Origin of the sequence: Paraglaciecola mesophila (genome assembly GCF_009906955.1) — a bacterium.
GTDB lineage: Bacteria > Pseudomonadota > Gammaproteobacteria > Enterobacterales > Alteromonadaceae > Paraglaciecola > Paraglaciecola mesophila_A.
In genome coordinates this window covers 13,266-36,273 of sequence record NZ_CP047657.1, presented here as the reverse complement: position 1 = coordinate 36,273, position 23,008 = coordinate 13,266, and the positions used below count along the sequence as shown (strand labels likewise).

The following is a 23,008-nucleotide window of genomic DNA, read 5'->3' as shown; positions in this document are numbered from 1 at the left end:
TTGATCGAAAATCCCTAGGGTTTCGACTTCCTACAATACTCGCAAATACTTCACCATGAGTGTCAAAGAACCAATCTATCTTTACTTTTTCGAGCATGTAAAGTTAGCCACTAATATTGTAAACGCGAATTCAACTCCGAAGTGCACCACTCGCTAAATTAAGCTGCGCTGCGTAGTTCATTAAAAACAACTAAGGGTTGTCTATACCCGAGGCATTTTCTTGGCCTCAGGTTAAGTGCCCGTTGCGTGTCAGCGACCTGTTCGTTTGTAACGGTCCTTAAATCGGTGCCTTTTTTAATATATTGCCTTAGCAAGCCGTTAAAATTCTCGTTCAATCCTCGCTCCCAAGATGAGTAGGGATTGGCGAAGTAGATATCGGTTTTTAGTTTTTCTGCAACCTGTTCATGACCGCAGAATTCTCCGCCATTATCAGCTGTTATCGTGTGCACATGACTACGGTAGCGCCACAGCATACCTACCATCGCTCTGCCTACATCAGCCGCGCTTTTAGCGGGCACCTTGCGTATCAAGTACAACTTACTTTTACGCTCTACTAAACTCACAATGGCACCTGTACCGTGCTTGCCTAGCACCGTATCTACTTCCCAATCACCAAAGCGTTCTTTCTCATCTACGATGGCTGGACGACACTCAATTCCAACGCGATTTGGAATGATAACGCGTTTCGCTCGGCTGCCTTTACGGTACTTACGGCGGCCTTGTCGCAGCTGTTTGTACAGTTTGCCACCCACTGATTTGTCTCGTTGAACGTAGCCGTAAATCCACTCATGGCTGACTGGGTAACCAACAATTTTACCCACACCAGCAATCTGCTCAGGACTCCATTTCTGAGAGAGACCGTACTCAACAAACCCAATGGTGAGTGCAGGCACTTGATATTTAGCAGCCTGACATCGCCGCCGTCTCGTTTTACTCTGCGCCAATTCAGGCAAATAATGACTGTCTCTCAAGCGATTGCGTCGAACTTCCCGGCTGATGGTGCTGTGACTGACACACAATCGCTTTCCTATTTCCCGATAACTGAAACCCTCGCGCAAGTAGGCCTCTATCTGATATCTTTGTCCTTCGATCAACTGCTTGTAACTCATGGTGATACTCTTTTTGTTTGGCGACTTAAGAATACCACCAACAGGCAGTTGTTCGTCTATCCCCAATTAACCATGAGTGGTGCACTTATTACCTGAATTCGGGAAGGCGGTAATAAATAAATCTATTGCCCAAGTTGGAGCAAAATATAGCTTGCCCATAAGTGCAGATAAAATAACAAAGCCGAGTATGTCACTTATAACTACAGCAACAGTTAAATGCAATAAAGCTTGGGACTTTTGGACCCTAGCATAAAAGCTTAAAACAACTAAACCAACTAACGCTGAAGGAGCCTGAAAATAAAAAAGTGAATCAATACTAGATTGTTTAACTAAATTATCTGCGCCAATTAGCAAAGTAGTTAAAGTGCTCACTAAGGTAATAGCAACGAAATGGAAAACTGAAAATTTAATTATACTAGACCAATTCAAAGTACTTCCTTGCCACATAACGGCCCGCATAACGGGCAAAAATACGTAGGCTACAATACCAAGCGAAGCGCAGGGAGCCTACGTGTTTTTGTCCCTAGCGAGCGCAGCGAGTGTTTATGCGTTTGTTAGCTGCGTAATGATGGCCATCCTGAATTCTTATTGAATCCAGCTTCGATCTTGAGCCTTGAGATAACGTCAGATATAACATCGTAATCGGATTCGCTCTGAAACAGTGCCCCTTTATCTTTGAGGAACTCACTTTTCTTTAGAGGTGTTCCGTATTTACCTGCCCAGATGGTGTATACACTTAAGCGTTTAAACAACTCTATCTCCTTTTCAGAAAAAGTATGGCCTATTTTTTCTGAAAGCCATTCCAAGTCATGGGGAGAAACACCTTTTGGGGTAATTGGTTTTAGTCTCTCATTTTCAATTTTTAGTTCTTCTTTAAAAGCCAAAACTCCTTTGAAAGCATTTTCAGTGGCTATTCCTAGTAAAAAAAGAGATCCTTTATGCGCACCAACTCGAAGTTCATCTGATGAATCCTTTGAAGTCATTGAGTTAAATAAAGCCTTTGATGCTTCAAACATTTGAGACGCTTGTGTAAACCAAAACTCTGCGTTTTTTAGTTTAGTATGAAAATCCATGTCCATTAAGTCCTTCAAGCAGCTAACAATTTAATATAGCGCGATTTGCGCGTTTTTCTGCCGACGCATCGTTCACTTTTATACTTCCGCTATTAATACCAAACTAACTATCATATTGCTACATAAAGGAAAACTGGCGATCTGGATAAAATGATAAGAACAAAAACGAGCGATTGGGTCGTTTTCCTGAATATATGGGAAAGCCCTTTAACTTGTATATCCAAACAGGGGGTTTACGCCTAAATAATCAAAAATATTTTAGTCAGCTATTTTAGTGAATACAGAAGGGTAGAATCAGTCGAGGGACTCCTGATCGCTCATTGACGTCAGTCAATTTTTATAGTGCCAACTTCCGCTTTACGTACACAGCTGCCGTTCAAATTTCAAAACTTAAACGGAAGAAAATGTTTAGATTATCAGTTATCTGTCCCCCATTCAGATCCTCGTTGATGTCCTCGTCTGGGGTAGATAGATGATAATCTCCAGTGGACGAAACCGCGGGATGTTACCCCGGTGGTGTCGTTATGGGGATTTCGATGATGGAGGTGAGTCTGCCGTAGAGGATGATCGTCTTGATCACTTGTTTCCAGTCGTGCTTTCTTTCTATTCGCATCTATTTTTCACGTTTTTACTCAGTTTGTTTGCTTCGTTTTAATCCTTGTAATGTGGTTTTTGTGGCTTCAAGTACAGCGCTACCCTCACCAGTAAAGACGATTCTTTGGGAGCATCAGTGGCCACTAATTCAATGTAGGTGGTGCTCTTGGTAAGTAAGCGGGAAGCCTGAGCGCCGATACCGTCATTGGTGAATGACATTGCCTGCACACGAAGGGCGTTGAACTTGTCTCAGTGTCGTCGACAGTCTCTGCTGTTTCTTGCTCCGGCTCTACTTGCTATGCTTGCCTAGCCACATTGAGTTTGGCTTTACTGGCCAACAAACCATAATGCCGTATACGGTGAAACCCGGTTGGTAGCACATGCAACAAGAACCGACGCATGAACTCGCCACAAGTCAGTTGCATGGCGCGGTGCATGTTATTGCCTTTGCGCCGGTAGTCCTTGTACGTAAACGTGACGTGTGTTGCATCGATGGATTGCAGCCGCCGATTCGCTATCGCGACGCGGTGCGTATAACGCGACAGGTACTTCAGCACGGCTCTGGGCCCTGCAAACGGCGGTTTGGCATATACGACCCATTCCATGGATTGTTGCTGTTTGCACCATGCTGTGAAGTGCGCTGCGTGTTCAAAGCCAATAGCTTGGGTCAAGTCCCCGAAGCACAGGAGTTGCTTGGATGCATACAACTCTGCCACCCCTTGCATGTACAAGCGGCGAAACAAGCGAGACAACACCCGAACGGGCAAGAAGAAGCCCTTTTTACAGGCTTTCCATTGCTTAGCTTTATCCAAACCACCACCGGGGACAATACAATGCACATGCGGGTGATGCATCATCGCTGAGCCCCACGTGTGCAAGACCATGGTGGTACCAATTTCAGCGCCCAGATGTCGAGTGTCACCGGCAATGATTAGCAGCGTCTGTGATGCGGCTTTGAACAACAGCTGATACATCAGCGCTTTGTTGTAAAAGGCCAACTGTGCCACTTCGGCCGGTAGCGTGAATACCACATGGTAATACGCCACGGGCAACAACTGTTTTTCTCTGGCTGCAAACCAGCGTTTGGCACTGGCGCCCTGACACTTCGGACAATGCCGATTGCGGCAGGAGTTATATGCGATGGCATCGGTATCGCAGTGTTCACAATGCAAGTGATGGGCGCCTAGTTGCGCACTTCGACAGCGCTCAATGGCTGACATGACTTTGAGTTGCGCTAGACTTAGATGGCCACGATGTGCTGCTTTGTAATTGTCGCCAGACAGACGAAACACATCCGCCACGTCCAGTGGAGTCCGTGAGTTATTTGACATGTTGTCACGCTCACGATGCCAATGTATCTAGCGGACTGACCACCTCTTGCAACAGTTTGCTGGCGACTTGCGCATACAAAGCGGTGGTCTCCAGTTTACTATGCCCCAACAAGGTTTGGATGACCCGGATATCGACTTTATCTTCCAGTAAGTGCGTGGCGAAACTGTGCCGAAGCGTATGCATGGAGACTTTTTTAGTCAGCCCGGCGTCAATACACGCTGATTTACACGCACGACTGAGCTGACGGGTGCCGATTGGGTTGAGGGGATTTTGTCCCGGAAACAACCAACCGCCGTTAAGCATCAAGTGATGCGCTTTGGCATGTTTGTACCATTGGCGAAGGGTGGTCAACAGCATTGGCGACAACATCGCCATCCTGTCTTTCTTGCCTTTGCCTTGCTCAATGCGCAACAGCATGCGAGAACTGTCGATATCCGTCACCTTCAGCGCAACCAGTTCGCCAATCCGCAACCCAGCCCCATACGCGACCGAGAATGCAGCTTTGTATTTGATACTATGGGTGGCATCAATCAGTTGCTTAACCTCCTCTTTACTCAAGACCGTAGGCAACTTCCTTGGCACCGGCACGGTGCTAACTTTGAGCATCACATCGAGTCGATTCAGGGTCTTATGAAATAAGAACTTTAAACCCGATAACGTGGCGTTGATGGTGATGTTAGATGCGCCTTGCTCGGCCAGCGCGAGTTGGAATTGCCGTAGTTCTTCAGCCGTGACATCTTCTGGCGAGCGTTTCAAATACGCGGCGAGTTTCTTCCCACCTCTGATGTAGCCGATTTGCGTTTTGGGACTGAGCCTACGCATGGTCATGTCTTCAATCATGCGCTGACGTAAAGGACTGGTGCTTTCTGTAAAATAACTCATGGTTTCACTCCTGAGTGAACTCAGGGCAACATTGCCCTTCCTTCAGCTTAGGAGCGGAGAACGAGGTCAGAATACAATTACAGCGGTGGGAGCGGCACTGCTACCGCGTAGCGGTTTAGTCCATTTGTCTTAAGCAGACCACCACCATCGCGGTGGTCACGGTCCGCTTTTCGCTCATAACAGGCTGACAGGCTAAATGATAGCTATTTCAATTTGGCCTGTTAACACCAAGCGCCTTTGGCTTGAGTTTGGGCGTGGTTCTGCGCCAGCTACTGTTTCTGCTCCCTTGCTTACACAAAATGCATTTCACTCAACCCTTTTATAATTAAACTTTTCTTCCGTGGTGTTGCCCTCTTGCTCAATGGCCACATAAATATTTATTTCATTGTCGTTGATTCGCTCAAGAGTCAAACCGTTGAAGTAGACTTTATTGTCTGTGACTTTGACTAATTTGAAATCGACCGTTTTGTCTTTCTCTTCCCAGCCTGTTAGGTCTTTATTGAAGTGCTTCAACCTGAACATAAGCGTATCATTGACCTGTGATATGGTTTCAATTTCGTAGAATTGTACTTGGTCTTCAACCACCAGCTTAAATGCGCCCATCATGCTGCCACCCATAGGGGGGGGACCACACCTCTTCCACTAACCCACCAAACGCTTCGCCGCGCCAATGGCCTGTCAGCCAGTTCACCGCAGTGAGATTTGCACGAGGTGATTGCTGCTTATCGTCTAGGAACATCAGGTTTGGGAATTTGCCTTCAGCTAATACATTAAAACAAACCAGCATAAGTAAACAAAGCAGACTTTTCTTAATCATTTTTATCCCTTCAATACTTACCGAAATCTATCAAGTAAGGCGTTAACCATTAACTTTTACTTTCGCATTACCAGTGAACTAACGCTTTAAAATAAAGTTTATCGCTGTGAGCACGAAACCCATTCGAATCATTAGGCATCAAAAGCAAGCGAAGGCAACACAACGTTTATTTACCTAACGTTAAAAGTATAGTCTTTCGATTTGCTTCAAAAGACATGATAGAAAATAACGACCTTATCAGATAACCAGCCAAAACATGCGCCTAATAATTAACATGGCTGTCCTGTTAATTTACCGGCTAACTTAGGAGAAGCTGCCCAACTGTGTTTTGGTAAATTTATTGACCACGCCATTTAGCAATCCTATACTAAAGTCTAACTTAGAGTTTGTAACAAATATCTTTACCAGCGAACTTTTGCTTTTAGGTCCAGTATGGCCAGCAATCTCTAATCAAGGAAGCTCAACAAGGATTAGTATCATGAAAAAGTCGTTTAATTTCGCAGTTATTTACGTTTTTATCGCTATAGCGCTTCTTATCTACTCTCGTTTTACCCTTTACACAAACTTAGGTACATATTCAGATGATCAAATCGCCCGCGTGGTGGGCGCATTAATCGTGTATGCAATAACGCTTTCACTTGGTTTTTTGATAATACTTAAATCATCGCTATACAAATCAAACTGTATATTAGGCGTTCTCGCTTTTGTCGTATCACTGACCATTACGCCGATTATTGGGTTGGCGGCACTTTTACCCATGATTGTTGTACTGCTCGTGGGAAACAGAATGCAGAGCCCGGCCACCGCTACTAATTAGCATTTAAATACCATTAAGACTTTCATTTATCTCAGATTCCATCTGCGAGGAGTTCTTGCGCGTGCCTTTTGGCACTTTACATGTTCAATTCACAAAAGGAGAAAAAGAACCGTCAACATCACTAGGTATGTAATTTCTTTCAAATCTCGTGGCATGGAGCAGTAGCCACAATAAAATCATTTAAGGAAACATTCATGAAAATAAAACATCGTGGATTAAAATCATTATTGGCAACATTCTCATCCGCCATAATGGTTGTCACTATGTCCAGTTCGGCTTTCGCCTCTCAAAAGGACGATGCTGAAAGATTCATCAACGGAGAACTTGAGCCTCTAAGAGCTATTGATTCAGGCGTTCTCCCTAATTCATTGCATTCTGTCCCCCTGGAGCTTAAAGCCGCACCTGACTTCAAAAGTATGGCGGCGCATAAAACAACGCGGGAAATGGCGCTTAAGCGTAATGGCTTTATAGCTCAATCGCCGTCCGTTTCGACCATGCTAACCACTAGCTGTGCAATTGGATGTCCCCAACCCAACTCAGCGGCAACCTTTCTGGATGATATGCTGCGTGATTACGAGACTTACCCATATTACTACGGCGTCATAAAAAGCCCGGAGATGGTCGCGAAAGACAAGTCAGGTAATGCATTTGAGCTTGCATCACTCTATGCCTCAGTTATCGATACCAATAATCTTGTTTTCGATTGGCGTTATGCGTTCGGTCGCATTCAGTTGACGGGAGAGCAAGTAAAAGAGTTCGTGGGTGTAGACAACGCCATGGAAGCGGCAAACCTATTGAACACGTCGGGTTACTCTGTGTCTGGCTCAGTGGATACCCAAGGTAACTTGGTCATCGTGCAATTTAATCATGTTTGGCTGCAAGTAAAAGAAACATCATCATCTTCGTGGGTTGATGTCGACCCTTCATTTAAAGGGCATACGATACCCGACGTAGTTGATTTGAATGCGCAAGCAGGTGTCGATTCAACAGCACTTCTTGACCAGCTGAGTGCAACTGGTGCACTAGATAACCCTAACGGCATAATGTTACCTGATATCAGTATTGCAGAAGAGGTTTCAGATAATTCGCAAGCGTTGGTTGGGGACTATCTACAAGCTAATCAAAATTTGACTTACGACGACGTTATCAGCACAAGGAGCCCTTATCGCGCTATGTACTTAGGTTTTGGGCAACCTTTGCCTTATACCAAAGTAGGTACACCTAGCACATCTAAAACGTTTGCAAGCAACCACCTTCACAAAATACGCGTGACGATGGGAGGGATGAACCATACCCTTGAGCTTCGAAACGTCATTGGTAAAAGACTGACTGTTAGTTATGAAGGCGCCACATCAGCTGACCGCAACACTATCAATGCGAACGGTGGGCTGCTCGGATTAAACTATCAGTCTGTTAACTTAGTGCCAAAGCTGAAAGCGAATGGAGTAACCTTAGCTACAGGCTCTGCAAATTCACTGGGTAGCTATCAAGAATTGACTGTCACGTTCTTGAACGGAAACATCAATGATGGTGCCGCTACTCACTTTGTAACCGTTGGAGGCATTCACGCCATTGCGTTAGACCCACAGCACATCAGCGAAAGTTATTTTGATGAACAAGTCACGAAGCTGAACTCCGCATCAAACACATATCGCAACAATGCTATGGATGAGCGCTATTCTGGTCAATTAATGCACGTTCTCGGATTGTCTTATTTTAAGCAACTAGATAATGCTATTAATAATGTAAGTACTGGTAGTGGTGCGATGATTTACCACAAAATATCAGAAGCGTTGATGTCGATAGATTTGACAGCGGAACGCGCTCCCAATGGCGAGTACAAAATGGCGGTTGGCAGTCGTGGTATCGACGCCCCACGCAATATTTACAGTATTTTTTCATTCAAAAATAGCAATCCTGTTGATAGAGCCGCGGTCTTGTTTGCCACCGGTGTGGCCGCCTCAGGCTTAGAGCATGCGGTATTTGAGAAAACGCTAGGCTGGCCGTCCAATTCAACCATGTCTATTCTGCGCTTTGCAGCTCTTCACGAAGTACCAATTTATGTCATTAAGAGTGCAAATCTAAATACTGCATTGGCAGAAATTGACTTACCCGCCAATATTGAAACAAGTATGCGCAATGCTGTGAATAGCGGTCGCATCGTCATTACTCCTAAAGAACAGCTCCTCATCGGTGAATGGAATGGTATTGGTTACATCGTGCTCGATCCTGTCACTGGTGCTGCAGGTTACCTTATCAATGGCGGAAACGCCGGCGGTAAACAGGCCTTTGAGCCAATGGACCTTCCAGAGACAAATACCACTTGGTTTGACGACGTAGTTAACATTGGTGACGCATTAGTTGACGGTGCTCTTTATGGAGAACATAGTGATAGAGCGTGGGACGACCCACTTTTATCTGGGTTGAATGACGGCGCCGCCTTTGTTTCTGACTTTCTTTTTGTCGGGGATGTTAGAAACCTCGGCATTACAAGCTACAGTGCAATTTTCGACGATGGTGAGTGGTCAGATGTAGCGCTTGCTGGCATTGGCTTTATTCCTCTCTACGACATGGGCAAAGCAGGCTATAAAGTTGCAGATAGGTACTTTGATACTGTTGGCTTGACGTCTGTAAAATCTGGCTTAGACCAAGTATCCTTAAGTTCTGACCAACTGCTTGCGAATTTGAGTAAAAACGGTACCGTTGAGTCGTTTGGTTTACAAACCCTAGATGGGGGCTGGAAATCAGGTGTAACCCAAGCATCACGGAACGGCATGGGCTACACCAATATTACCCTTCAAGACGGTGACGCTTATGTGCGTAGCCTTGGTCTTGACCCGGGCAATTTGAGCAACGCCAATAAAGGCTTGATTGGTGAAAAAGCATCACAAATGTATGCAAGGTCACAGAATCTTGAGCCAATTTTTGTTACAGGAAATCCTTCAGCCAATGGGATAGATAATATTTATAGAGATTCAAGTGGCAACTTCATTATAGATGAAAGTAAGTTTGTTTCTGGTAGGGGCAATGCCGGGCTTTCTGGCCTGAGTTCCACTGCAGATGGCAGGCAGCTTACAAAACGATATCTTTTTGGGCAAAATAATGATGGTGGCGCATTGTCTCGAACGTCAGGCCTCAGTGCATCTCAACAACAAGAAATTAGAAATGCGTTTGACAGTGGGAAAGTGAAAACCCGTTACACCGTTGTTAAAGACAGGCATGCTGGCGCAGGCGTTACGCAGGGGCTGACGAAGCACCCTGACCTCGGCGTCGGCGGGACTTCTCAAATAGGTGAAATAGTCATCATAGAGTTGCCTTTGAAAAACTAAGGCGTTCATTCTTTGGGGCCTCGTGATAGGCCCCTTTTTAAGGAAAAAAATGAAACAACTTCCAGACGATACTAAACAAGAGCTTTCACTTCAGTTACGCAGCGTACTTAGAACGAATGAATCATCCAACCCTGCCTCAGCGGTTCCTGAAAATAGGGCTTTAAGTTACCAATTTAAGGGCGGAACAAGCTTTGTAGGCGGATTCAAGTCGCATCTACTTGGCGATAACGATTTGTCTGAACTGCTTTTTGCTGAGGTTATTCCAAATGCCAGAATGGGAGTAGCGGAAAATACAGTATCTCATGATAATAGCTTTCAATATGCGCTATTTTGTTACGCGCTATTGCTCGGTTATGAAGAACAGGCTGACGAGTCTGCGGCTGTACTTTTAGTACTAGATATTATCAAAGACATAAGGTTTGGAGCGCCGCCGGAATTTTTCCTTCTACTTGCCCATCTGTGGCGAGGTGAAACCGATGCCGCTATACAAATGCTTGAAGGTATAGAAAAGCTGGAAAGCAAAAAAAGTGAATTCTATATTCAACCCGGGCTGAGTACGCTCGTAAGAGGCGTTGTAAACAACGAGCCCAGTTTAATGAAAGAAGGGGCTAACTTGCTTTTGGAAAAGCACTTACATACAACCAAGTACTTCAGAACGGCGCTTGAAAGCAACCATTATTACTGCGAGCCAGTTACGCTATTGACCATAGTAGGTCGTAAACTGGGTGTCGATGTGAAAGCTAACATTGGCGATACAACCGCCGTGTTGAAAACGAAAACATTTAGCCCAATTGATAGGCCTGAAATACCAGCGAAAAAGAAGTTCGAGGTACCAGTAGACTTAGTGCCCCCTTGCTTCTTGAAAAAACGGGGCTAATTATATTGTCTTTTTATTTGTGCATTAGTCTTAACAATTAATTCTTGGTGTATCACTCCACCTCGTTGTTGCACGCTTTGATAGATACTCTCTATGATTTTTCTGTTTGTAAGATATTTCGATAATGTCATAGAACAATGCATTACAGCGGACAGGTCGCTGAACATCTCTTGTTTGTCTGAAGCCGACTATGATTAGCTGACCTTCGTTTGCCCCTTATTCGCTCAAAGCCGAACTACCCAAATGGTTCAAGTTACCGTCCATTGGGGCGGTTTAATTTATTCAATCCCAAAGCAAACTATTTGAATCAGCCTCGCGGCAGGATTCAAATAGTTTGAACGGGGGTGGTATTATAGGGGCTCATACAGACTGTGATAACATCACAGATTATTGCATGAATCTTTGAGGCATTTGCTGGCCTTAAATTCAGGGATAGTAGCGGTGGGGATTGTCAATGGCTCCCCCGTTTGAGGATTACGGCCAATGCGTTCAGCACGATGGCGCGTAGAGAAGTTGCCGAAGCCAACGAGACTCACCTTGCCATTATTTTGTAGCGTTACTTGAACTGCGTCGGTAAATGCATTGAGAGCTAATTTGGCTTCGCGCTGTGTGATACCAGAGGCTAACGCCATGATTTCTATTACATTCTGTTTATTCATATTTTCTGTACCTATTTCTATATAGTTAAAAACTTTTCAGATGATAGCTGACATTTTTTACCGAAGTGACAGGCTAAAATGCACCAAATCCGGAAAGTTGAGGTACGTGTCTTACGCATGTTTTACTCTGGGTGAAAACAACATAGACAGATAGAAAATTTACTTCTGCATGCTATAAGAGTTGCCCATGAATAATACAATGCACAATACTGAGTCAATGATGGCTGCGATAGATGGCATCACTCTCCCGATCATATTGCTAGATAGAATGGGAGCAATTTGTAACTTTAACCTTGGTGCAGCTACGCTGTTTGGAATCACTGCAAAGCATGCAGTAGGTAAAAATATAAATGCGCTATGTTCAGACATCACTATGCCCGATGTGAATGTTCAAGGAAATACACAGACCTATGAGCTAAAAGCCCGGATAACCCGCACTAGTAAATCGCATTGGTTGCGCATCACCTCCTCAAAGGCACCTAACGTAGAAGATAGTTCGGTGTTAATGATTATACGTGACATAACGAATGAAATTGAATCTCGTAAGCAACAGAACTTATTCCAAACGGTCACAGATTATTTTGATAAGGCTTTAATGATTTTGGACTGTGATTATAAAGTTATTCAGATCAACAAAGCCTTCACTAATATATTTGGTTATACATCATCCGAGATTTATGGCTTACGCCCGAGAGATAAGCTGTTCAAGGAAACAATCAGCCCAGAAGATGAGCGCAAAATTGATGTGTTCAACGCCACAAAAGAGCCCTTTGACTTTACGGTATCGACATTAACAAAAACTAATCAAGAAGTGTGGGCTAACTTTACATGTAGTCAGATGAGCGAAGATTGGGTTATTGATGAAAAGGCATATTACGTTGTCTTTATTTCTGATGTGACTCAAGCGAAGCAGCTGGAAGAGTTAAAGCGCGTTGGATTGACAATGTTATCTACTTCAGACCCACTGAAGGCTTTCACATCGTTCGCCTCCATTTACGCACCGCCATTATTAAATGGCCTCCAGCCCAAATTCGCTATGCTAAATGGACAATCATTTAGCGCTAGTCGCGTGAACGAATTAAGCAAGGCTCATTACGTCCATTATTCGAAAATTCCAGACCTTCACCCTTGGTTAAAATCATTTGCCAAAGATAAGCTGATATACAGCACGCCTTTGACCAGTAAGTCTGGTCGACTAATAGGGCTTATTTTATTGCCGGTAGTCCATCCAGAGAGATTGGACGAACATCAAATTGAAGCGTTAACTATTTTGGCTCAACTGGGAGGGCTTGCGTTACAGCATCATGGTGCTTTAACGAAAATTGATCGGCTAACTCAATATGATTCATTAACCGGTTTGTTCAATAGCCGATACATGGAGCAATTTGTCCACCAAGAGCTCTCTAAAAACACTGATGAGGTTGCAGTGATATCGTTGGGGATTTGCAACTTAGAGCTTATAACTGAGCCTTGCGGCTCTCAGGCTGCTGATAGAGTCATCTTAGAGACAGCGAAGCGCTTAAAAACAACCGCTGGACGAGCCAGCCATATATCTCGAGCGGAATCGGGAGAGTTTTTTCTAGTCACTAAACTTATGGATATGGATAGTTTAAGGATGCTGTGCGAAGTACTTTTAGGTTCAACTACTCAAGTCCTAGAAGTAAATGAATACAGTATCGAGATTGAAACGTGCGCTGGAATTGCTTTTGGTCAAGCAGAAAACTTTAAAGCCCTTTGTGACCAAGCACACATAGCAAAAAATCGAGCCCATATTGGGACCTATGGTTTCTTTGACGAGGGAATGAATGGTGTATCAAAAGAGCGTTTGTTGCTTAGTTACAGCTTAAAAAAAGCAATCAATGACTCCCAGCTGAAACTTTTTTATCAGCCCCAAGTATGCCTTAAGACAATGCGGGTGATGGGGGTTGAAGCACTAGCCAGATGGTATAGCCCTGAGCATGGAAATGTTTCTCCCGAAAAATTCATTCAATTAGCTGAAAAAATTGGGGAAATAGATAGGGTATCAATGTGGGCAATTAAAGCCGCCTGCGAGCAAATGGCATATTGGCGCACTATTGGTGTGTCTGTCCCGACCGTATCAGTAAACTTGTCGCAGCTTAATTTAAATATTGATGGTCTAGACCAATACGTTGACCGGATTCTAAAGTCGTATCACTTACCAGCAAGTTGCTTGATCCTAGAGCTGACAGAAACGGCGACATCCGAGTTAACTCCAAGCAAAATGACCATGATATTGGCCCTAAGAGATATTGGAGTACGACTATCAATGGATGATTTTGGTACGGGGTTCTCAACTTTAGCGAACCTGGCATCGTTACCAGTATCGGAAATAAAAATTGATAAGTCCTTTGTGCAGGCCATCGCCACTGATGAGCGATTTAATGTATTGGTTTCTAGTATTATCGACATGGGGAATAAGCTTGGGCTAACTGTGGTTGCAGAAGGCGTCGAGAGCAAGCAACAGCTTGATTTGCTCCGTTCTTATAATTGCCCTATTATTCAGGGATTTATTTACTCAAAAGCAGTTACTGCGGATGAGTTGACTCTTTTAGTTAAAAAGAACGCCTTCAATTCCAAAATAAAGGGCATACCTTGTGCCTCTCCTAGAAGTCAATATGACCGGTTTACTCAAATGCCTGAGTTATATTTTAATAGAACACCCCTCTAAGTAGTATAGGAATAAAGAACGTGAGTAATAAATTTCAAGATGACGTTGAAAAACTTATTAAACTTAGAAAGAAATTAGGATGGAAATCGACTGATGCAACTGAGCAAGAACTTCAGCAAAAAATAGATACTACAGTCACAGAAAAAAACAGCGAGGATGAAGATTTTGTTGATCCTGAATATCACAATAACATTCGAGCTGAAGCTACCAGAAAGCTCCTTAAAGAGTTGAAATAATAGGTTTGGAATTATTTGTGAAAGAACCACCATTAGTATTGGTTAAAACATGGTATGAGTTGCTTGTAAATGCTGAAAATGACGACTCAAAAAGTCATGCTGAGAATATGTTGCTAGGAGCGTTTGGAACGCAAGAAGCTGTTGCTGATTACCTAAAAAAACATAAAATTATTAAGTAGGAAACAGCTGAAGTTTAAATTGATAGATAAAAAGGGGATAAGATGTAGTAACTTACATCTGACCTGACACTTCATTGCGACGTCTGGGGTTGGTTTTTAAAGCCTAAGCTTTTGCGACTCTCAGGTGTGAGATGTAAGTAACTTGATACTCCTCTAAGCTGACCATGTAATGGAATATAAGAGGGGTTAATCTAAGATTGAATTCAGCTAAGAGCCCCTTTTTTATTCTTTGAAAACTCTCGCTGTAGAGTTTGGAGCATCATTAGCTGGTAATGAATTTATTTCATCATATGTATAAGCGTGTTCACCTGTTCGTGACTTTTCTTCAGTCTCAGCATTGGCTTCAAAAAATAAATCAAGCACAAAGTGGTATATGAAAGTGGTTGTGAAAATTAGTATTTTTGTAATTGTGTTCATAATTGAAATCCTAGTCGTTAGTGTCAAATTAAGGATAAGTTAGTCATCATTACTGGCCGTCCGGCTCCAAAAGTCAGCTAAATCGCTTTCATAATGTTCATAGGTACGTTTACCTCGTCTTTTACGGCTATCGTGCCAGCCTGAGAAGTAAGCATGATCTACTAAAAGCTTCACTTTGCCATACAAAGCGTTGTGTTGTTTAGATAGGTAACGAATGAAAAGTTTGTTTTGCTCTTCTGCAGATAAGGCTATAGGGAACTCACGTAGCGCTTGCTTGGCATCTTCAAACTCTTGAGGCGTCTCAAGTAGATATTCCAGCATCATATCGTAGCTTTCTCCTTGAAATCCGGCTTGAGCGGATAACTGCTTTAATCTGGAAAGGGTTTCATGGGTAATGGTAATAGTGGTTTTCTTCCGCCGTGAACGGCTTGCCCACTGACTAAAGCGAGATAGGGCACGCTTTGCACCTATAGGGGTTAAATACTCCCTTAACGCGACTACATCCTCTTCATATTCACCTGAAAGCGTTAACGCATTGAGTGCAAACCCTTCATTTACTTCGGCCGCTGCAATTTTTTCGAGAATATCACCAGATGCCACATACCTTTTCCAGTACGCTCGTATCTCGGTTTTATCTTTTTGGCGCCCAGGATGTGTCAAGCAAAACTCCATGTCTGATAATTAAAAATCACATATTAACCTTGCTTAGACACTTATCAAAATAGGTTCGAGCATTTTTTCTTGTGTAAACATAGGTAGCGGAAGTGTTATCGACCGCCAATCAGACAGCCCCCACGGCGTTGCTAATGACTGATTTGTCTCTAAGGTCATCTCAAAATCAAACGCCCCCTGTCTTATCGAACTAGGCTCTACAACAATTTGGCTGAACCCACTTCGGTGCGCTGCTTTAGATATACTTTGCTGAAAAGGGCTGGTGGAAAGGGCAATATTCAGGTGTAGTGATACACACTTATTAATGGTATCAATTAGACAACCTTGCTCTGCGCTGGCCAACTCATCAATATTCACAAATACAACGGAAATATCACTGCACTTTCTCCCTAGAAGTGCCAAGCGTTCGGTGAAGTCGTTTATCAATTGACATTTTGACTGGACTATTCCTGAGCTTAAATCCCAATACATCAATCCTCGTTTGCTATGTACCATCTCAAAGTTATCGTAGTGATTTCCTATAGCGGGGGTGTTCTTAAAAAAGCCACTGCCGTTTTTCAAGCGTTTTTTTAGCCTATAGGCGAGCTGATGCACTTCTTGGGTGATAAATTGATCCTTATTGAAGTCGAAAATAAGGGTGGTTTTATTTTGATAAAGTGAGGTCTCAATTGCATTATACATTTGCAACCAAGCCGTTAGGGTATTCACCGAGCCTAAATACAGGCGGTTTGTGGTGAACGCAGGCTTCTGCTTACCCCAAAAGTAAGGGATGGATGCAGATTCGCCAGTCGGCATGTCATATATGACAAATGCATGGTTATCGTCTTTAAATGCGTTGCACGCTGCGCTCATAGTTAGCCTCTCAATGACATCAATGAAAATTCAATATCAACGATAACGCTATGATTTTTAAACGCACAAAAGTAGTCCTATCAACTTGTTCGGTTCATTGCTGCTCTTTTCAAACCCCCGCTAGTTGGCATTTTGAGTGGGGGAGACCTCTTTTTTGACGATGTGTATTTTTGTGGCACACTGATATTTGATTGTATAAACGGAGGAAAAAAACATGCGTTTTCTACGTAACGTTAGTGGTATACAAATCAGTTCAGGTCATCGAGCAGTATCCAAAGGGAAAAGGCGTATCTCGTACCAGAGGAAGCGTACACAGCCCTGGCATTATAAGTTGTTGTTTAGCAAAAAGAGTAGCGTAACACTAATTTACATGCTGCCGCTTGTGTTCTTAGGATATGTTGTAACGTCTAACATTTATAACGAAATTGACTTTCGGCTTAAACACCGTGAATTGCTGGTGGCTCAAGAGAATGCCAGTTCAGAAGCAGAAGCCTTTTTTGTTGAATACGTGCGTAATTGCTATTCACGCCCAGGGCAAAAGGTTGATAATTGCATTGCCGATTATGTGACCGAAAACCCACAAGGTCTTGGGTTTAAGACACAGGACGAGTTTCTTAAGGATTACGCTTTTGCGCTGTTGTCATATCGATACGATTTAGCAAAACGCAATTACAAGCATTAGGCAAAGGGCAGAAAGTTTATGAAGATTAGTCGTATTGTGCTTGGCCTTGGGTTGAGCCTCTTAATCAGCTCGCACTTAGTACATGCTAAGTCCCGAAATTGTAATGCATCAGAGAAAGCGCAGGGCAATGCCTACTTGTTGCGTATTGAGTCTGACCAAGCGCTTAAAGCAAGCCTTATCCGTGAGCATTTGCCACTTGGAATACCTCAATCCTTCGTGCATTCCTCAACCGAAGAAGTCTTGGTAAATGGTGGCTATGTTATGGCATATGACCATGATCTGCGCACCTCATTATGGACAGGGTATCACCTGACATTGGCCGATCGAGACGGCGTAAAGGGAAAAGATCGCGTGAATTGTTTTCGACCTGATCCGCGAATTGAGACTGACGGGCCTGTATTGTCCGATTATAAAGAGCCAGTTTTTGACCGCGGCCACTTGGCCAACGACGCGGATCTAAAAGATGAACTGATAGAGCAAATTAATTCTTACGTTATGACCAATATGTCGCCCCAGCAATGCCGCTTCAACAGGGGGATCTGGTTATCAGCAGAGAACTTGGTTAGGCAGTGGGCGAGCCGTTACAAGGACATATACGTCATTACAGGCGCCGTTTATGATCAAGACGGTGATAGATTACGAGACGCTGATAGTTGAGCAGCAATGGAAAGCAGAATATTGGCGTTCCTAGCGGACATTATAAGGTCGTTTACCGTCCGCTGAGTGATGGTACCGTCGCGGCTATTGGCATGTTACTGGACAATACGAATAAAAAGCACGGGAACAAATGGTCAGATACCGGTCCATATTTGCAAAGCAAGACGGTGCCACTGGAATACATCGAGGACGTAGCGGATCTGTCTTTATTTGATGAAGGTTATAAGCATTTGCTCGTACAAGATATTGCCAATTGGGACTTCTCAAAAGGCGGAAGTAATATGGAGTACAGTTGTAAATAACCCAGAAAACTGAACTAAAGCGTAGCGACCTAAGTGGTCGCTTTTCTTTTTTGATAATTTATAAAAAACACTCAAAAAAACGTGATCAGAGCGTGGCAATGTCGCGGTGTAGTTCATCTCCTTAATTTTGTTAACACCCCCTCAGCAATAACATCGCCAGTGTTTTGGTCAAAGTCTCTACCTGCATCGGAAAATGCCTTGCCTAGAGCATTTTCAATATTGCCATTCAGTTCTTCGATATATTCCATAGCCACGTCTTCACTCAAAAACGTCTTAGTTGCATGATTGCGCCAATGGCGCACCTGAATATCCGACCAAATGTAGTGACTATTCTTAGATATTACCTTCATCGCCATCTTAAGCTGATTGCGTCTGAACTGCTCTTTAAATGGGTGAGCGGATATTACATCATACAATGGAGTGAGCCAGTGACCAGAACGGTCTAGATAAACGCTGAAGTTCTTAGCATGGCCATCAATGCCGATTAATAGCCAGAATACGTATTGTGCGAGGAATAACTGATACATATCCCTTTCACTTTGACTACTAAAGCGAAGTAATTCAGATATTTCTTTCGCCCCCGGGCCTCCGTTGGCTTCATACTTTGACTGGCCAGCTCTTCCCAGTGCCTGGCACATATCTTCCTGTGTTAGTCTGTATAAAAGCCCATCTTCACTCCACGCTCTATCAAATCGTTCAACCACCAGCGCTTTTTGATCTTCGAAAGTCTGTATATCCGCTTGAGCGATGTCAAAACCCAAGTGGTGCATAAATCGTAAGCAGAACCATTCATTATCTACACTGTTTGTTAGCTTCAGACCGTTCTCTAGGTCATTAATAGGTAGTTTGAATATATGAGTAGTTGGTGTGGTGCCTAATGGTCGATACCAGTTACCATCGTGAAGCGTCAATGCGGTTTTCTCTTGTGCGCCTGCAATAGATATTCGAAATACATCGTCATCGTCCATACCCAATGTTCTACGCCTAGCCGTGTTTCTCATATGTGTAGCGATATCACCTTCACTCATTGTTTCAAGCTTCAACTCATCCATGCCATCAACCGGTTCCGCTGTCAAAGAAAGAGAGCCAACACAGTCACGGCCAATTTCACTCAATAGATCCATTGTATCTGTAGAGTAGGCGCCAACTCGGTCAACAATTAGCTTACGAATTTCTATATCGTCTGGGAGCAGGTTGTCGAAGTAATAGCGTACTTTGTCACCGGTATGCCTATTTTTAGTGAGTGGCATCGATAAACTGATTGGGTGTGCTATTACGTTTGATAACCATTCATGGTCATAAGTAAATGCATGCGTACCACCACTGCGCTCAAATACACCTACATGCTGACCATTGATACCAACAAAGAGAGTATTTGTTTTTTTTCTTTTGGCCATTACTTCTTCTCGAACTTATGCTTGCTAACGATCGTTGGCAACCTTTTTGGCTTGTGCCAGGATGAACGTAGAGTAGCATCGTTCACTAATTTATCGCTCTTATGAGAAATTTGCTCGACAGCAACCGTTGCGGGAGAGCGCGGTTGATGGATACTATTATCCGGATTCAGCAGTGTTGACATGTCGACATCTATCTTTAATGTGTTCAGCACCATCATGACCGTTCCAAATGACACGTTGGATGGGTCATTCTCTAACTTTGAGATAAAACGTTGGTCTTTACCTATCTTCGTAGCTAAGTCTGTTTGAGATAACTTTAGCGCCTTACGTGTTGAGGCTATGTAGTGACCTACATCTCTTGGGGTCTTTATTTTCATGGCGAATCACAATATTCCCTAAAAAGTATATTTACCAATATACGTTATATGGAATAATTTGCAATATTCCTTAAAGAGTATATTCATTATTGAATGTGCCTAAATATTACGAAACCCAGAAAAGCCTATTTTTGTGGGTTGATAAGACCTATCGTTTAGGACAGCTCCTAATAACTAGACGACGAAAACAACAGTGACTAAGTACGGCTTAAAGCCATTTCATTTATGTTTACCCATTGAGAGTGGGAAATAGAGTTGAAGGCTACCTGCAATACGGCACCATACCCAGAGAACTATCTTGCTAAACCTTCCGCCGCTCGCGGCGGGCCCGAGCGCTACGCGCATGTTTTGTCAAAACGTAGAGCACTCCCAGTGAGAAGAGCACGTATTGACCCACGGGTGTATCAACATTGTTGGGAGTGGTGTAAAGAACGCCTAGTAGGGAGAGCGGAAAGTGATTTTTTCAACGTGATCAAGGTCAGCCGGCAGCGCTCCCCTTCCCTCTTCCGTGTCACCATTTTTTCCAGTTTCTCAGGTGTTGGGAACGACCATTAACCAAGGGATTCATTGGGTATGGTGCCGTACTTCTTCTATTCGTCAAGCAGTCATTTCCTTGAATTAGTAGCGAGTCTTCAAAACCGGGGGAAGATTATCAATCTATTATCAGGATGCACGAAGCTCTCGTTGAAATACTCTTTCACTTTAAAAGCGTCAATAACGCTATCCGATTCGCTTACCACCATCAGTGGGGGGCTAGATACGGTTTTATTCGCTATTTTTTCTCTAAACACGGATGCACTTCTTGAATACTCAATAGCTCCACTAAGCGGTGCTGAATTGTATTTTGCGAAATTGTCTTCTTTTGCCGACCACCCCGCCCAAAACACGGCAACCAATGAGGTAAATTTTTCTAGAAATGGCACAATATCTGCCATAGGAACGCCAGCTTCCATCATCGTCAATTCGCCACCCGTTCGTGTACTGTGGCACGTAAATGCCCCTTTTTTATCCAAAGCCATACCAACTGCAGCGTATCGTTTGAGTAATGCTTGGTATTGCATCGGCTCAGCTTGCACCGTTTGTTTTGGCGATAATTTTCTGAATAAAAAACCTTCGAGTATGTTAGCTTTTTCTATCCACCGCTTAAGTAAACCTGCAGTCTCATCCGAGATGTAACCGTCAAACCCTTCACCCCATTGGTCAGTTTTTGATTTTGGCGAAAAAATGGTTTTAGCATCCCAATCGATGTGATTTAACTCTATATCGACGATGTTAGACGCACGAAAGAGTGTATCGAGGGCTACATTAATAAGAGCAGCGTCACGTAAACCCAATAATGTGTTTAGCTCTAAGGTACGATTAAGCTTTACAACATCGCGCATTTTAAGTGGTTTGGCTTGCTTCTGTGCAGCGGGTTTTTGCTTGAGTTGCCCGGACACAAACTTAGTAAAAAGTTTTGAATGCTTCCATGGGTCAGGGAGCTCAGAAATACCAATAAAAAACCGGATAGAAGCTAATTTACGCTTAATACTATGATGGCCGAGTGGACCTGAGATCATAAATTCGAGATACGCTTTGCGAGTGTTTTTTGACATCGTTTAACAAACATCATAGCCAAGCTCAACAAGATTGCTAAGCACAATTTCTTTGTCTGCGTCGTCGATCGCAAAGTTCTGTTGGGAAAGGATGATTTTTTATGACGTGTCATATTAGTATGAAAAACTTCCAGTAAGCTAATCAACTACAATATGTAATTTTTTACCAAATAATTTAAATTCTCATGCTGATGTTCTTCATAACTTCCGAAATTTATTTCTTCTTCTTTCACCGATAAATCAACAAAGTTTCTGTATTGCTTATCTTTGAACGGGTCAACAGAGTTTGGTCCGAAAATAGCAGATAGGTTAGAAAATTAACTTCTTACTCATCCTTATTGATATATATGTAATTATTGCTATTTAAGCTTGGAATGTCTTTGATGGCTGTAGGGCCAGATGACATTTGTAGAAGTTCAGAATCAATATCTCCAGATGAATATGAAAATACATATTCACAGGCAAGTTAAGTGTCTACGAAACTGGGGGAAGATCACAAAGCCCGTTTTATCCCAATAGAGTATTTTGAGCTTATCGCGCTTTTTATTGCAAAACACAAACAGCGCATCACGAAAGGCATTGAGCTCCATGTTCTGTTCGACCACTACAATCAAGCCATTAATCGATTTACGGAAGTCGACGATATCCATGTATAAATAAACGTCGGCAGGCTCAACAAACATCTTCATTCAGCTAGTGCCTTCATCACGGTGGCAAGCCAGTGAGGGCTAACATTCGTTGGCACGCTAAGATGAGCGCTCCTAAGTTGCAGAAGAAGTTCGCCACCGGTCTCCTCGGTGTGTGACTCAACCTTTGTTACTTCACGTTTGACGTGAACGAACTTGCTGTGAGTACGCTGAAGCCGAATATCACGTCGCCTGGTATAGTAGGTTTGGACATTAATCTGTTGCTGGCGGCAAAACGCCACCGCTGTGAGTCCACTTTGTTTTTGTTGCTCAAATAAATTGAGACAGTCTTCTACTTCTCTTCGTTGATGATGCGCCATGGTCATTCTCCTTAACAAAGAGAGCACCATGACGTAGAAAACCTATGAATTGAATGTGGGGATTACCGGACGGACACGACGGACAGCTTTATGGGGGGATTACAACCACTTACCAACTTCAAGCTGAACTCAGGGATGTTCACATCGACTAATGCTACATTTACATTAGAGTATGGGTTAAATATTTTAGGGGGTTATGTGAATTAGCATAATCGGCAATCTCTACAATCGGCATAATTTTATCATTTCAATTATTCAGTGTAGTGATAAATTAAGAAAATGCGATTTACTAATTAGAGGGAAATGATAGCGATTATTTTCTATTTGCAAACCAAAAGCCCGCGAGTGTAATCCTTCTAGTTGGCAAATAGAGAGGCTATCTTTCAATCCCCTTTGGTCTCAAAAGCAGCCGAAAATAAAGCCCCTTACTTTTATATTTGAAAACAACAAAAAGCCCC

The 23,008-nt window shown here is 43.2% G+C and carries 25 protein-coding genes and 1 pseudogene; 9 read left to right on the top strand and 17 right to left on the bottom strand.

All coding sequences use genetic code 11. From position 1 onward, the window contains the following. Window positions 1-158 precede the first annotated feature (158 nt). The 8 genes and pseudogenes from FX988_RS21325 to FX988_RS21800 all read right to left on the bottom strand — a co-directional run bounded on the left by FX988_RS21325 (window position 159) and on the right by FX988_RS21800 (window position 5,807). Complete coding sequence (locus tag FX988_RS21325) at window positions 159-1,109, bottom strand: IS30 family transposase (protein WP_160182277.1); 951 nt, start codon at window positions 1,107-1,109, stop codon at window positions 159-161. A 66-nt stretch (window positions 1,110-1,175) separates the two neighbouring features. Further along, window positions 1,176-1,538 (bottom strand): hypothetical protein, encoded by a 363-nt coding sequence (locus tag FX988_RS21320; RefSeq protein WP_160182276.1) that lies wholly within the window; start codon window positions 1,536-1,538, stop codon window positions 1,176-1,178. Between the two features lie 125 nt (window positions 1,539-1,663). Continuing rightward, complete coding sequence (locus FX988_RS21315; RefSeq protein WP_139295581.1) at window positions 1,664-2,182, bottom strand: hypothetical protein; 519 nt, start codon at window positions 2,180-2,182, stop codon at window positions 1,664-1,666. A 651-nt stretch (window positions 2,183-2,833) separates the two neighbouring features. Then, the gene (locus FX988_RS21675) at window positions 2,834-2,995 is read right to left on the bottom strand and encodes a hypothetical protein (RefSeq protein WP_201751688.1); all 162 of its coding nucleotides are present in this window, start codon (window positions 2,993-2,995) and stop codon (window positions 2,834-2,836) included. Further along, window positions 2,920-4,107: pseudogene (locus tag FX988_RS21310) on the bottom strand (IS91 family transposase). Before FX988_RS21310 ends, FX988_RS21675 begins: the two are co-directional and overlap by 76 nt. 10 nt (window positions 4,108-4,117) lie before the next feature. Beyond that, on the bottom strand, window positions 4,118-4,990 hold the full coding sequence (locus FX988_RS21305; protein WP_160182275.1) for a tyrosine-type recombinase/integrase: 873 nt from the start codon (window positions 4,988-4,990) through the stop codon (window positions 4,118-4,120). A gap of 306 nt (window positions 4,991-5,296) precedes the next feature. Continuing rightward, window positions 5,297-5,596 (bottom strand): DUF6265 family protein, encoded by a 300-nt coding sequence (locus tag FX988_RS21805; RefSeq protein ID WP_254700802.1) that lies wholly within the window; start codon window positions 5,594-5,596, stop codon window positions 5,297-5,299. Then, window positions 5,580-5,807 (bottom strand): DUF6265 family protein, encoded by a 228-nt coding sequence (locus tag FX988_RS21800; protein ID WP_254700801.1) that lies wholly within the window; start codon window positions 5,805-5,807, stop codon window positions 5,580-5,582. The genes FX988_RS21805 and FX988_RS21800 overlap by 17 nt, the downstream gene beginning before the upstream one ends. Window positions 5,808-6,285: 478 nt before the next feature. Here FX988_RS21800 and FX988_RS21295 point away from each other — a divergent pair, with 478 nt between their 5' ends. The 3 genes from FX988_RS21295 (at window position 6,286) to FX988_RS21285 (ending at window position 10,830) form a co-directional block, all read left to right on the top strand. Continuing rightward, a complete protein-coding gene (locus tag FX988_RS21295; RefSeq protein ID WP_160182274.1) occupies window positions 6,286-6,624 on the top strand; it encodes a hypothetical protein in 339 nt (112 codons plus the stop codon). A 194-nt stretch (window positions 6,625-6,818) separates the two neighbouring features. Next, on the top strand, window positions 6,819-9,953 hold the full coding sequence (locus FX988_RS21290; protein WP_160182273.1) for a hypothetical protein: 3,135 nt from the start codon (window positions 6,819-6,821) through the stop codon (window positions 9,951-9,953). Window positions 9,954-10,002: 49 nt separating this feature from the next. Beyond that, the gene (locus FX988_RS21285) at window positions 10,003-10,830 is read left to right on the top strand and encodes a hypothetical protein (protein WP_160182272.1); all 828 of its coding nucleotides are present in this window, start codon (window positions 10,003-10,005) and stop codon (window positions 10,828-10,830) included. Between the two features lie 380 nt (window positions 10,831-11,210). Here the strand turns inward: FX988_RS21285 and FX988_RS21280 are convergent, their stop codons facing one another. Then, complete coding sequence (locus tag FX988_RS21280; protein ID WP_160182271.1) at window positions 11,211-11,489, bottom strand: HU family DNA-binding protein; 279 nt, start codon at window positions 11,487-11,489, stop codon at window positions 11,211-11,213. A 187-nt stretch (window positions 11,490-11,676) separates the two neighbouring features. Here FX988_RS21280 and FX988_RS21275 point away from each other — a divergent pair, with 187 nt between their 5' ends. The 3 genes from FX988_RS21275 to FX988_RS21670 are packed head-to-tail and all read left to right on the top strand — an operon-like array spanning window position 11,677 to window position 14,593. Continuing rightward, entirely contained in the window at window positions 11,677-14,178 is a 2,502-nt protein-coding gene (locus FX988_RS21275; RefSeq protein ID WP_160182270.1) for an EAL domain-containing protein, read from the top strand. 20 nt (window positions 14,179-14,198) lie between these two features. Further along, window positions 14,199-14,414, top strand: a complete 216-nt coding sequence (locus FX988_RS21270) for a hypothetical protein (protein ID WP_013755181.1) — start codon at window positions 14,199-14,201, stop codon at window positions 14,412-14,414. A gap of 17 nt (window positions 14,415-14,431) precedes the next feature. Beyond that, the gene (locus FX988_RS21670) at window positions 14,432-14,593 is read left to right on the top strand and encodes a hypothetical protein (protein ID WP_201751684.1); all 162 of its coding nucleotides are present in this window, start codon (window positions 14,432-14,434) and stop codon (window positions 14,591-14,593) included. 222 nt (window positions 14,594-14,815) lie between these two features. Here FX988_RS21670 and FX988_RS21265 read toward each other — a convergent pair whose 3' ends face one another. Genes FX988_RS21265 through FX988_RS21255 form a run of 3 tightly spaced genes read right to left on the bottom strand, consistent with a single transcriptional unit; the run spans window position 14,816 to window position 16,534 of the window. Then, entirely contained in the window at window positions 14,816-15,010 is a 195-nt protein-coding gene (locus tag FX988_RS21265; protein ID WP_160182269.1) for a hypothetical protein, read from the bottom strand. Window positions 15,011-15,049: 39 nt separating this feature from the next. Beyond that, window positions 15,050-15,670 carry a hypothetical protein gene (locus FX988_RS21260; RefSeq protein ID WP_160182268.1) on the bottom strand — a complete coding sequence of 207 codons (621 nt, stop codon included), beginning with the start codon at window positions 15,668-15,670 and terminating at the stop codon, window positions 15,050-15,052. Between the two features lie 45 nt (window positions 15,671-15,715). Continuing rightward, entirely contained in the window at window positions 15,716-16,534 is an 819-nt protein-coding gene (locus FX988_RS21255; protein ID WP_160182267.1) for a hypothetical protein, read from the bottom strand. A 214-nt stretch (window positions 16,535-16,748) separates the two neighbouring features. On the opposite strand from FX988_RS21255, the gene FX988_RS21250 reads away from it, so the two are divergent. Genes FX988_RS21250 through FX988_RS21240 form a run of 3 tightly spaced genes read left to right on the top strand, consistent with a single transcriptional unit; the run spans window position 16,749 to window position 18,175 of the window. Beyond that, window positions 16,749-17,216 carry a hypothetical protein gene (locus FX988_RS21250; RefSeq protein WP_160182266.1) on the top strand — a complete coding sequence of 156 codons (468 nt, stop codon included), beginning with the start codon at window positions 16,749-16,751 and terminating at the stop codon, window positions 17,214-17,216. Between the two features lie 18 nt (window positions 17,217-17,234). After that, window positions 17,235-17,873 carry a DNA/RNA non-specific endonuclease gene (locus FX988_RS21245; protein ID WP_160182265.1) on the top strand — a complete coding sequence of 213 codons (639 nt, stop codon included), beginning with the start codon at window positions 17,235-17,237 and terminating at the stop codon, window positions 17,871-17,873. Continuing rightward, window positions 17,870-18,175, top strand: a complete 306-nt coding sequence (locus FX988_RS21240) for a hypothetical protein (protein WP_160182264.1) — start codon at window positions 17,870-17,872, stop codon at window positions 18,173-18,175. Before FX988_RS21245 ends, FX988_RS21240 begins: the two co-directional genes overlap by 4 nt. 113 nt (window positions 18,176-18,288) lie before the next feature. Here FX988_RS21240 and FX988_RS21235 read toward each other — a convergent pair whose 3' ends face one another. The 5 genes from FX988_RS21235 to tnpA all read right to left on the bottom strand — a co-directional run bounded on the left by FX988_RS21235 (window position 18,289) and on the right by tnpA (window position 22,550). Further along, the gene (locus FX988_RS21235; RefSeq protein ID WP_160182263.1) at window positions 18,289-19,572 is read right to left on the bottom strand and encodes a type II toxin-antitoxin system HipA family toxin; all 1,284 of its coding nucleotides are present in this window, start codon (window positions 19,570-19,572) and stop codon (window positions 18,289-18,291) included. Further along, window positions 19,572-19,949: a helix-turn-helix domain-containing protein gene (locus tag FX988_RS21230; RefSeq protein ID WP_160182262.1), complete on the bottom strand. Its 378-nt coding sequence runs from the start codon at window positions 19,947-19,949 to the stop codon at window positions 19,572-19,574. Before FX988_RS21230 ends, FX988_RS21235 begins: the two co-directional genes overlap by 1 nt. Window positions 19,950-20,581: 632 nt before the next feature. After that, window positions 20,582-21,508, bottom strand: a complete 927-nt coding sequence (locus tag FX988_RS21225; protein ID WP_254700800.1) for a tyrosine-type recombinase/integrase — start codon at window positions 21,506-21,508, stop codon at window positions 20,582-20,584. A gap of 491 nt (window positions 21,509-21,999) precedes the next feature. Then, window positions 22,000-22,233 (bottom strand): IS66 family insertion sequence element accessory protein TnpB, encoded by a 234-nt coding sequence (tnpB, locus tag FX988_RS21220; protein WP_160182261.1) that lies wholly within the window; start codon window positions 22,231-22,233, stop codon window positions 22,000-22,002. Beyond that, entirely contained in the window at window positions 22,230-22,550 is a 321-nt protein-coding gene (gene tnpA / locus FX988_RS21215; protein WP_160182260.1) for an IS66 family insertion sequence element accessory protein TnpA, read from the bottom strand. The genes tnpB and tnpA overlap by 4 nt, the downstream gene beginning before the upstream one ends. Between the last annotated feature and the right edge of the window lie 458 nt (window positions 22,551-23,008).

Bases quoted from the DNA above. Each gene is read 5' to 3' on its own strand.
- FX988_RS21290 (WP_160182273.1), top strand. From the start codon at position 6,819: ATGAAAATAAAACATCGTGGATTAAAATCATTATTGGCAACATTCTCA.
- FX988_RS21800 (WP_254700801.1), bottom strand. From the start codon at position 5,807: ATGATTAAGAAAAGTCTGCTTTGTTTACTTATGCTGGTTTGTTTTAAT.
- FX988_RS21805 (WP_254700802.1), bottom strand. From the start codon at position 5,596: ATGATGGGCGCATTTAAGCTGGTGGTTGAAGACCAAGTACAATTCTAC.
- FX988_RS21675 (WP_201751688.1), bottom strand. From the start codon at position 2,995: ATGTCATTCACCAATGACGGTATCGGCGCTCAGGCTTCCCGCTTACTT.
- tnpA (WP_160182260.1), bottom strand. From the start codon at position 22,550: ATGGCGCATCATCAACGAAGAGAAGTAGAAGACTGTCTCAATTTATTT.
- FX988_RS21250 (WP_160182266.1), top strand. From the start codon at position 16,749: ATGCGTTTTCTACGTAACGTTAGTGGTATACAAATCAGTTCAGGTCAT.
- tnpB (WP_160182261.1), bottom strand. From the start codon at position 22,233: ATGAAGATGTTTGTTGAGCCTGCCGACGTTTATTTATACATGGATATC.
- FX988_RS21280 (WP_160182271.1), bottom strand. From the start codon at position 11,489: ATGAATAAACAGAATGTAATAGAAATCATGGCGTTAGCCTCTGGTATC.
- FX988_RS21225 (WP_254700800.1), bottom strand. From the start codon at position 21,508: ATGATCTCAGGTCCACTCGGCCATCATAGTATTAAGCGTAAATTAGCT.
- FX988_RS21315 (WP_139295581.1), bottom strand. From the start codon at position 2,182: ATGGATTTTCATACTAAACTAAAAAACGCAGAGTTTTGGTTTACACAA.
- FX988_RS21230 (WP_160182262.1), bottom strand. From the start codon at position 19,949: ATGAAAATAAAGACCCCAAGAGATGTAGGTCACTACATAGCCTCAACA.
- FX988_RS21325 (WP_160182277.1), bottom strand. From the start codon at position 1,109: ATGAGTTACAAGCAGTTGATCGAAGGACAAAGATATCAGATAGAGGCC.
- FX988_RS21295 (WP_160182274.1), top strand. From the start codon at position 6,286: ATGAAAAAGTCGTTTAATTTCGCAGTTATTTACGTTTTTATCGCTATA.
- FX988_RS21235 (WP_160182263.1), bottom strand. From the start codon at position 19,572: ATGGCCAAAAGAAAAAAAACAAATACTCTCTTTGTTGGTATCAATGGT.
- FX988_RS21285 (WP_160182272.1), top strand. From the start codon at position 10,003: ATGAAACAACTTCCAGACGATACTAAACAAGAGCTTTCACTTCAGTTA.
- FX988_RS21275 (WP_160182270.1), top strand. From the start codon at position 11,677: ATGAATAATACAATGCACAATACTGAGTCAATGATGGCTGCGATAGAT.
- FX988_RS21255 (WP_160182267.1), bottom strand. From the start codon at position 16,534: ATGAGCGCAGCGTGCAACGCATTTAAAGACGATAACCATGCATTTGTC.
- FX988_RS21305 (WP_160182275.1), bottom strand. From the start codon at position 4,990: ATGAGTTATTTTACAGAAAGCACCAGTCCTTTACGTCAGCGCATGATT.
- FX988_RS21265 (WP_160182269.1), bottom strand. From the start codon at position 15,010: ATGAACACAATTACAAAAATACTAATTTTCACAACCACTTTCATATAC.
- FX988_RS21245 (WP_160182265.1), top strand. From the start codon at position 17,235: ATGAAGATTAGTCGTATTGTGCTTGGCCTTGGGTTGAGCCTCTTAATC.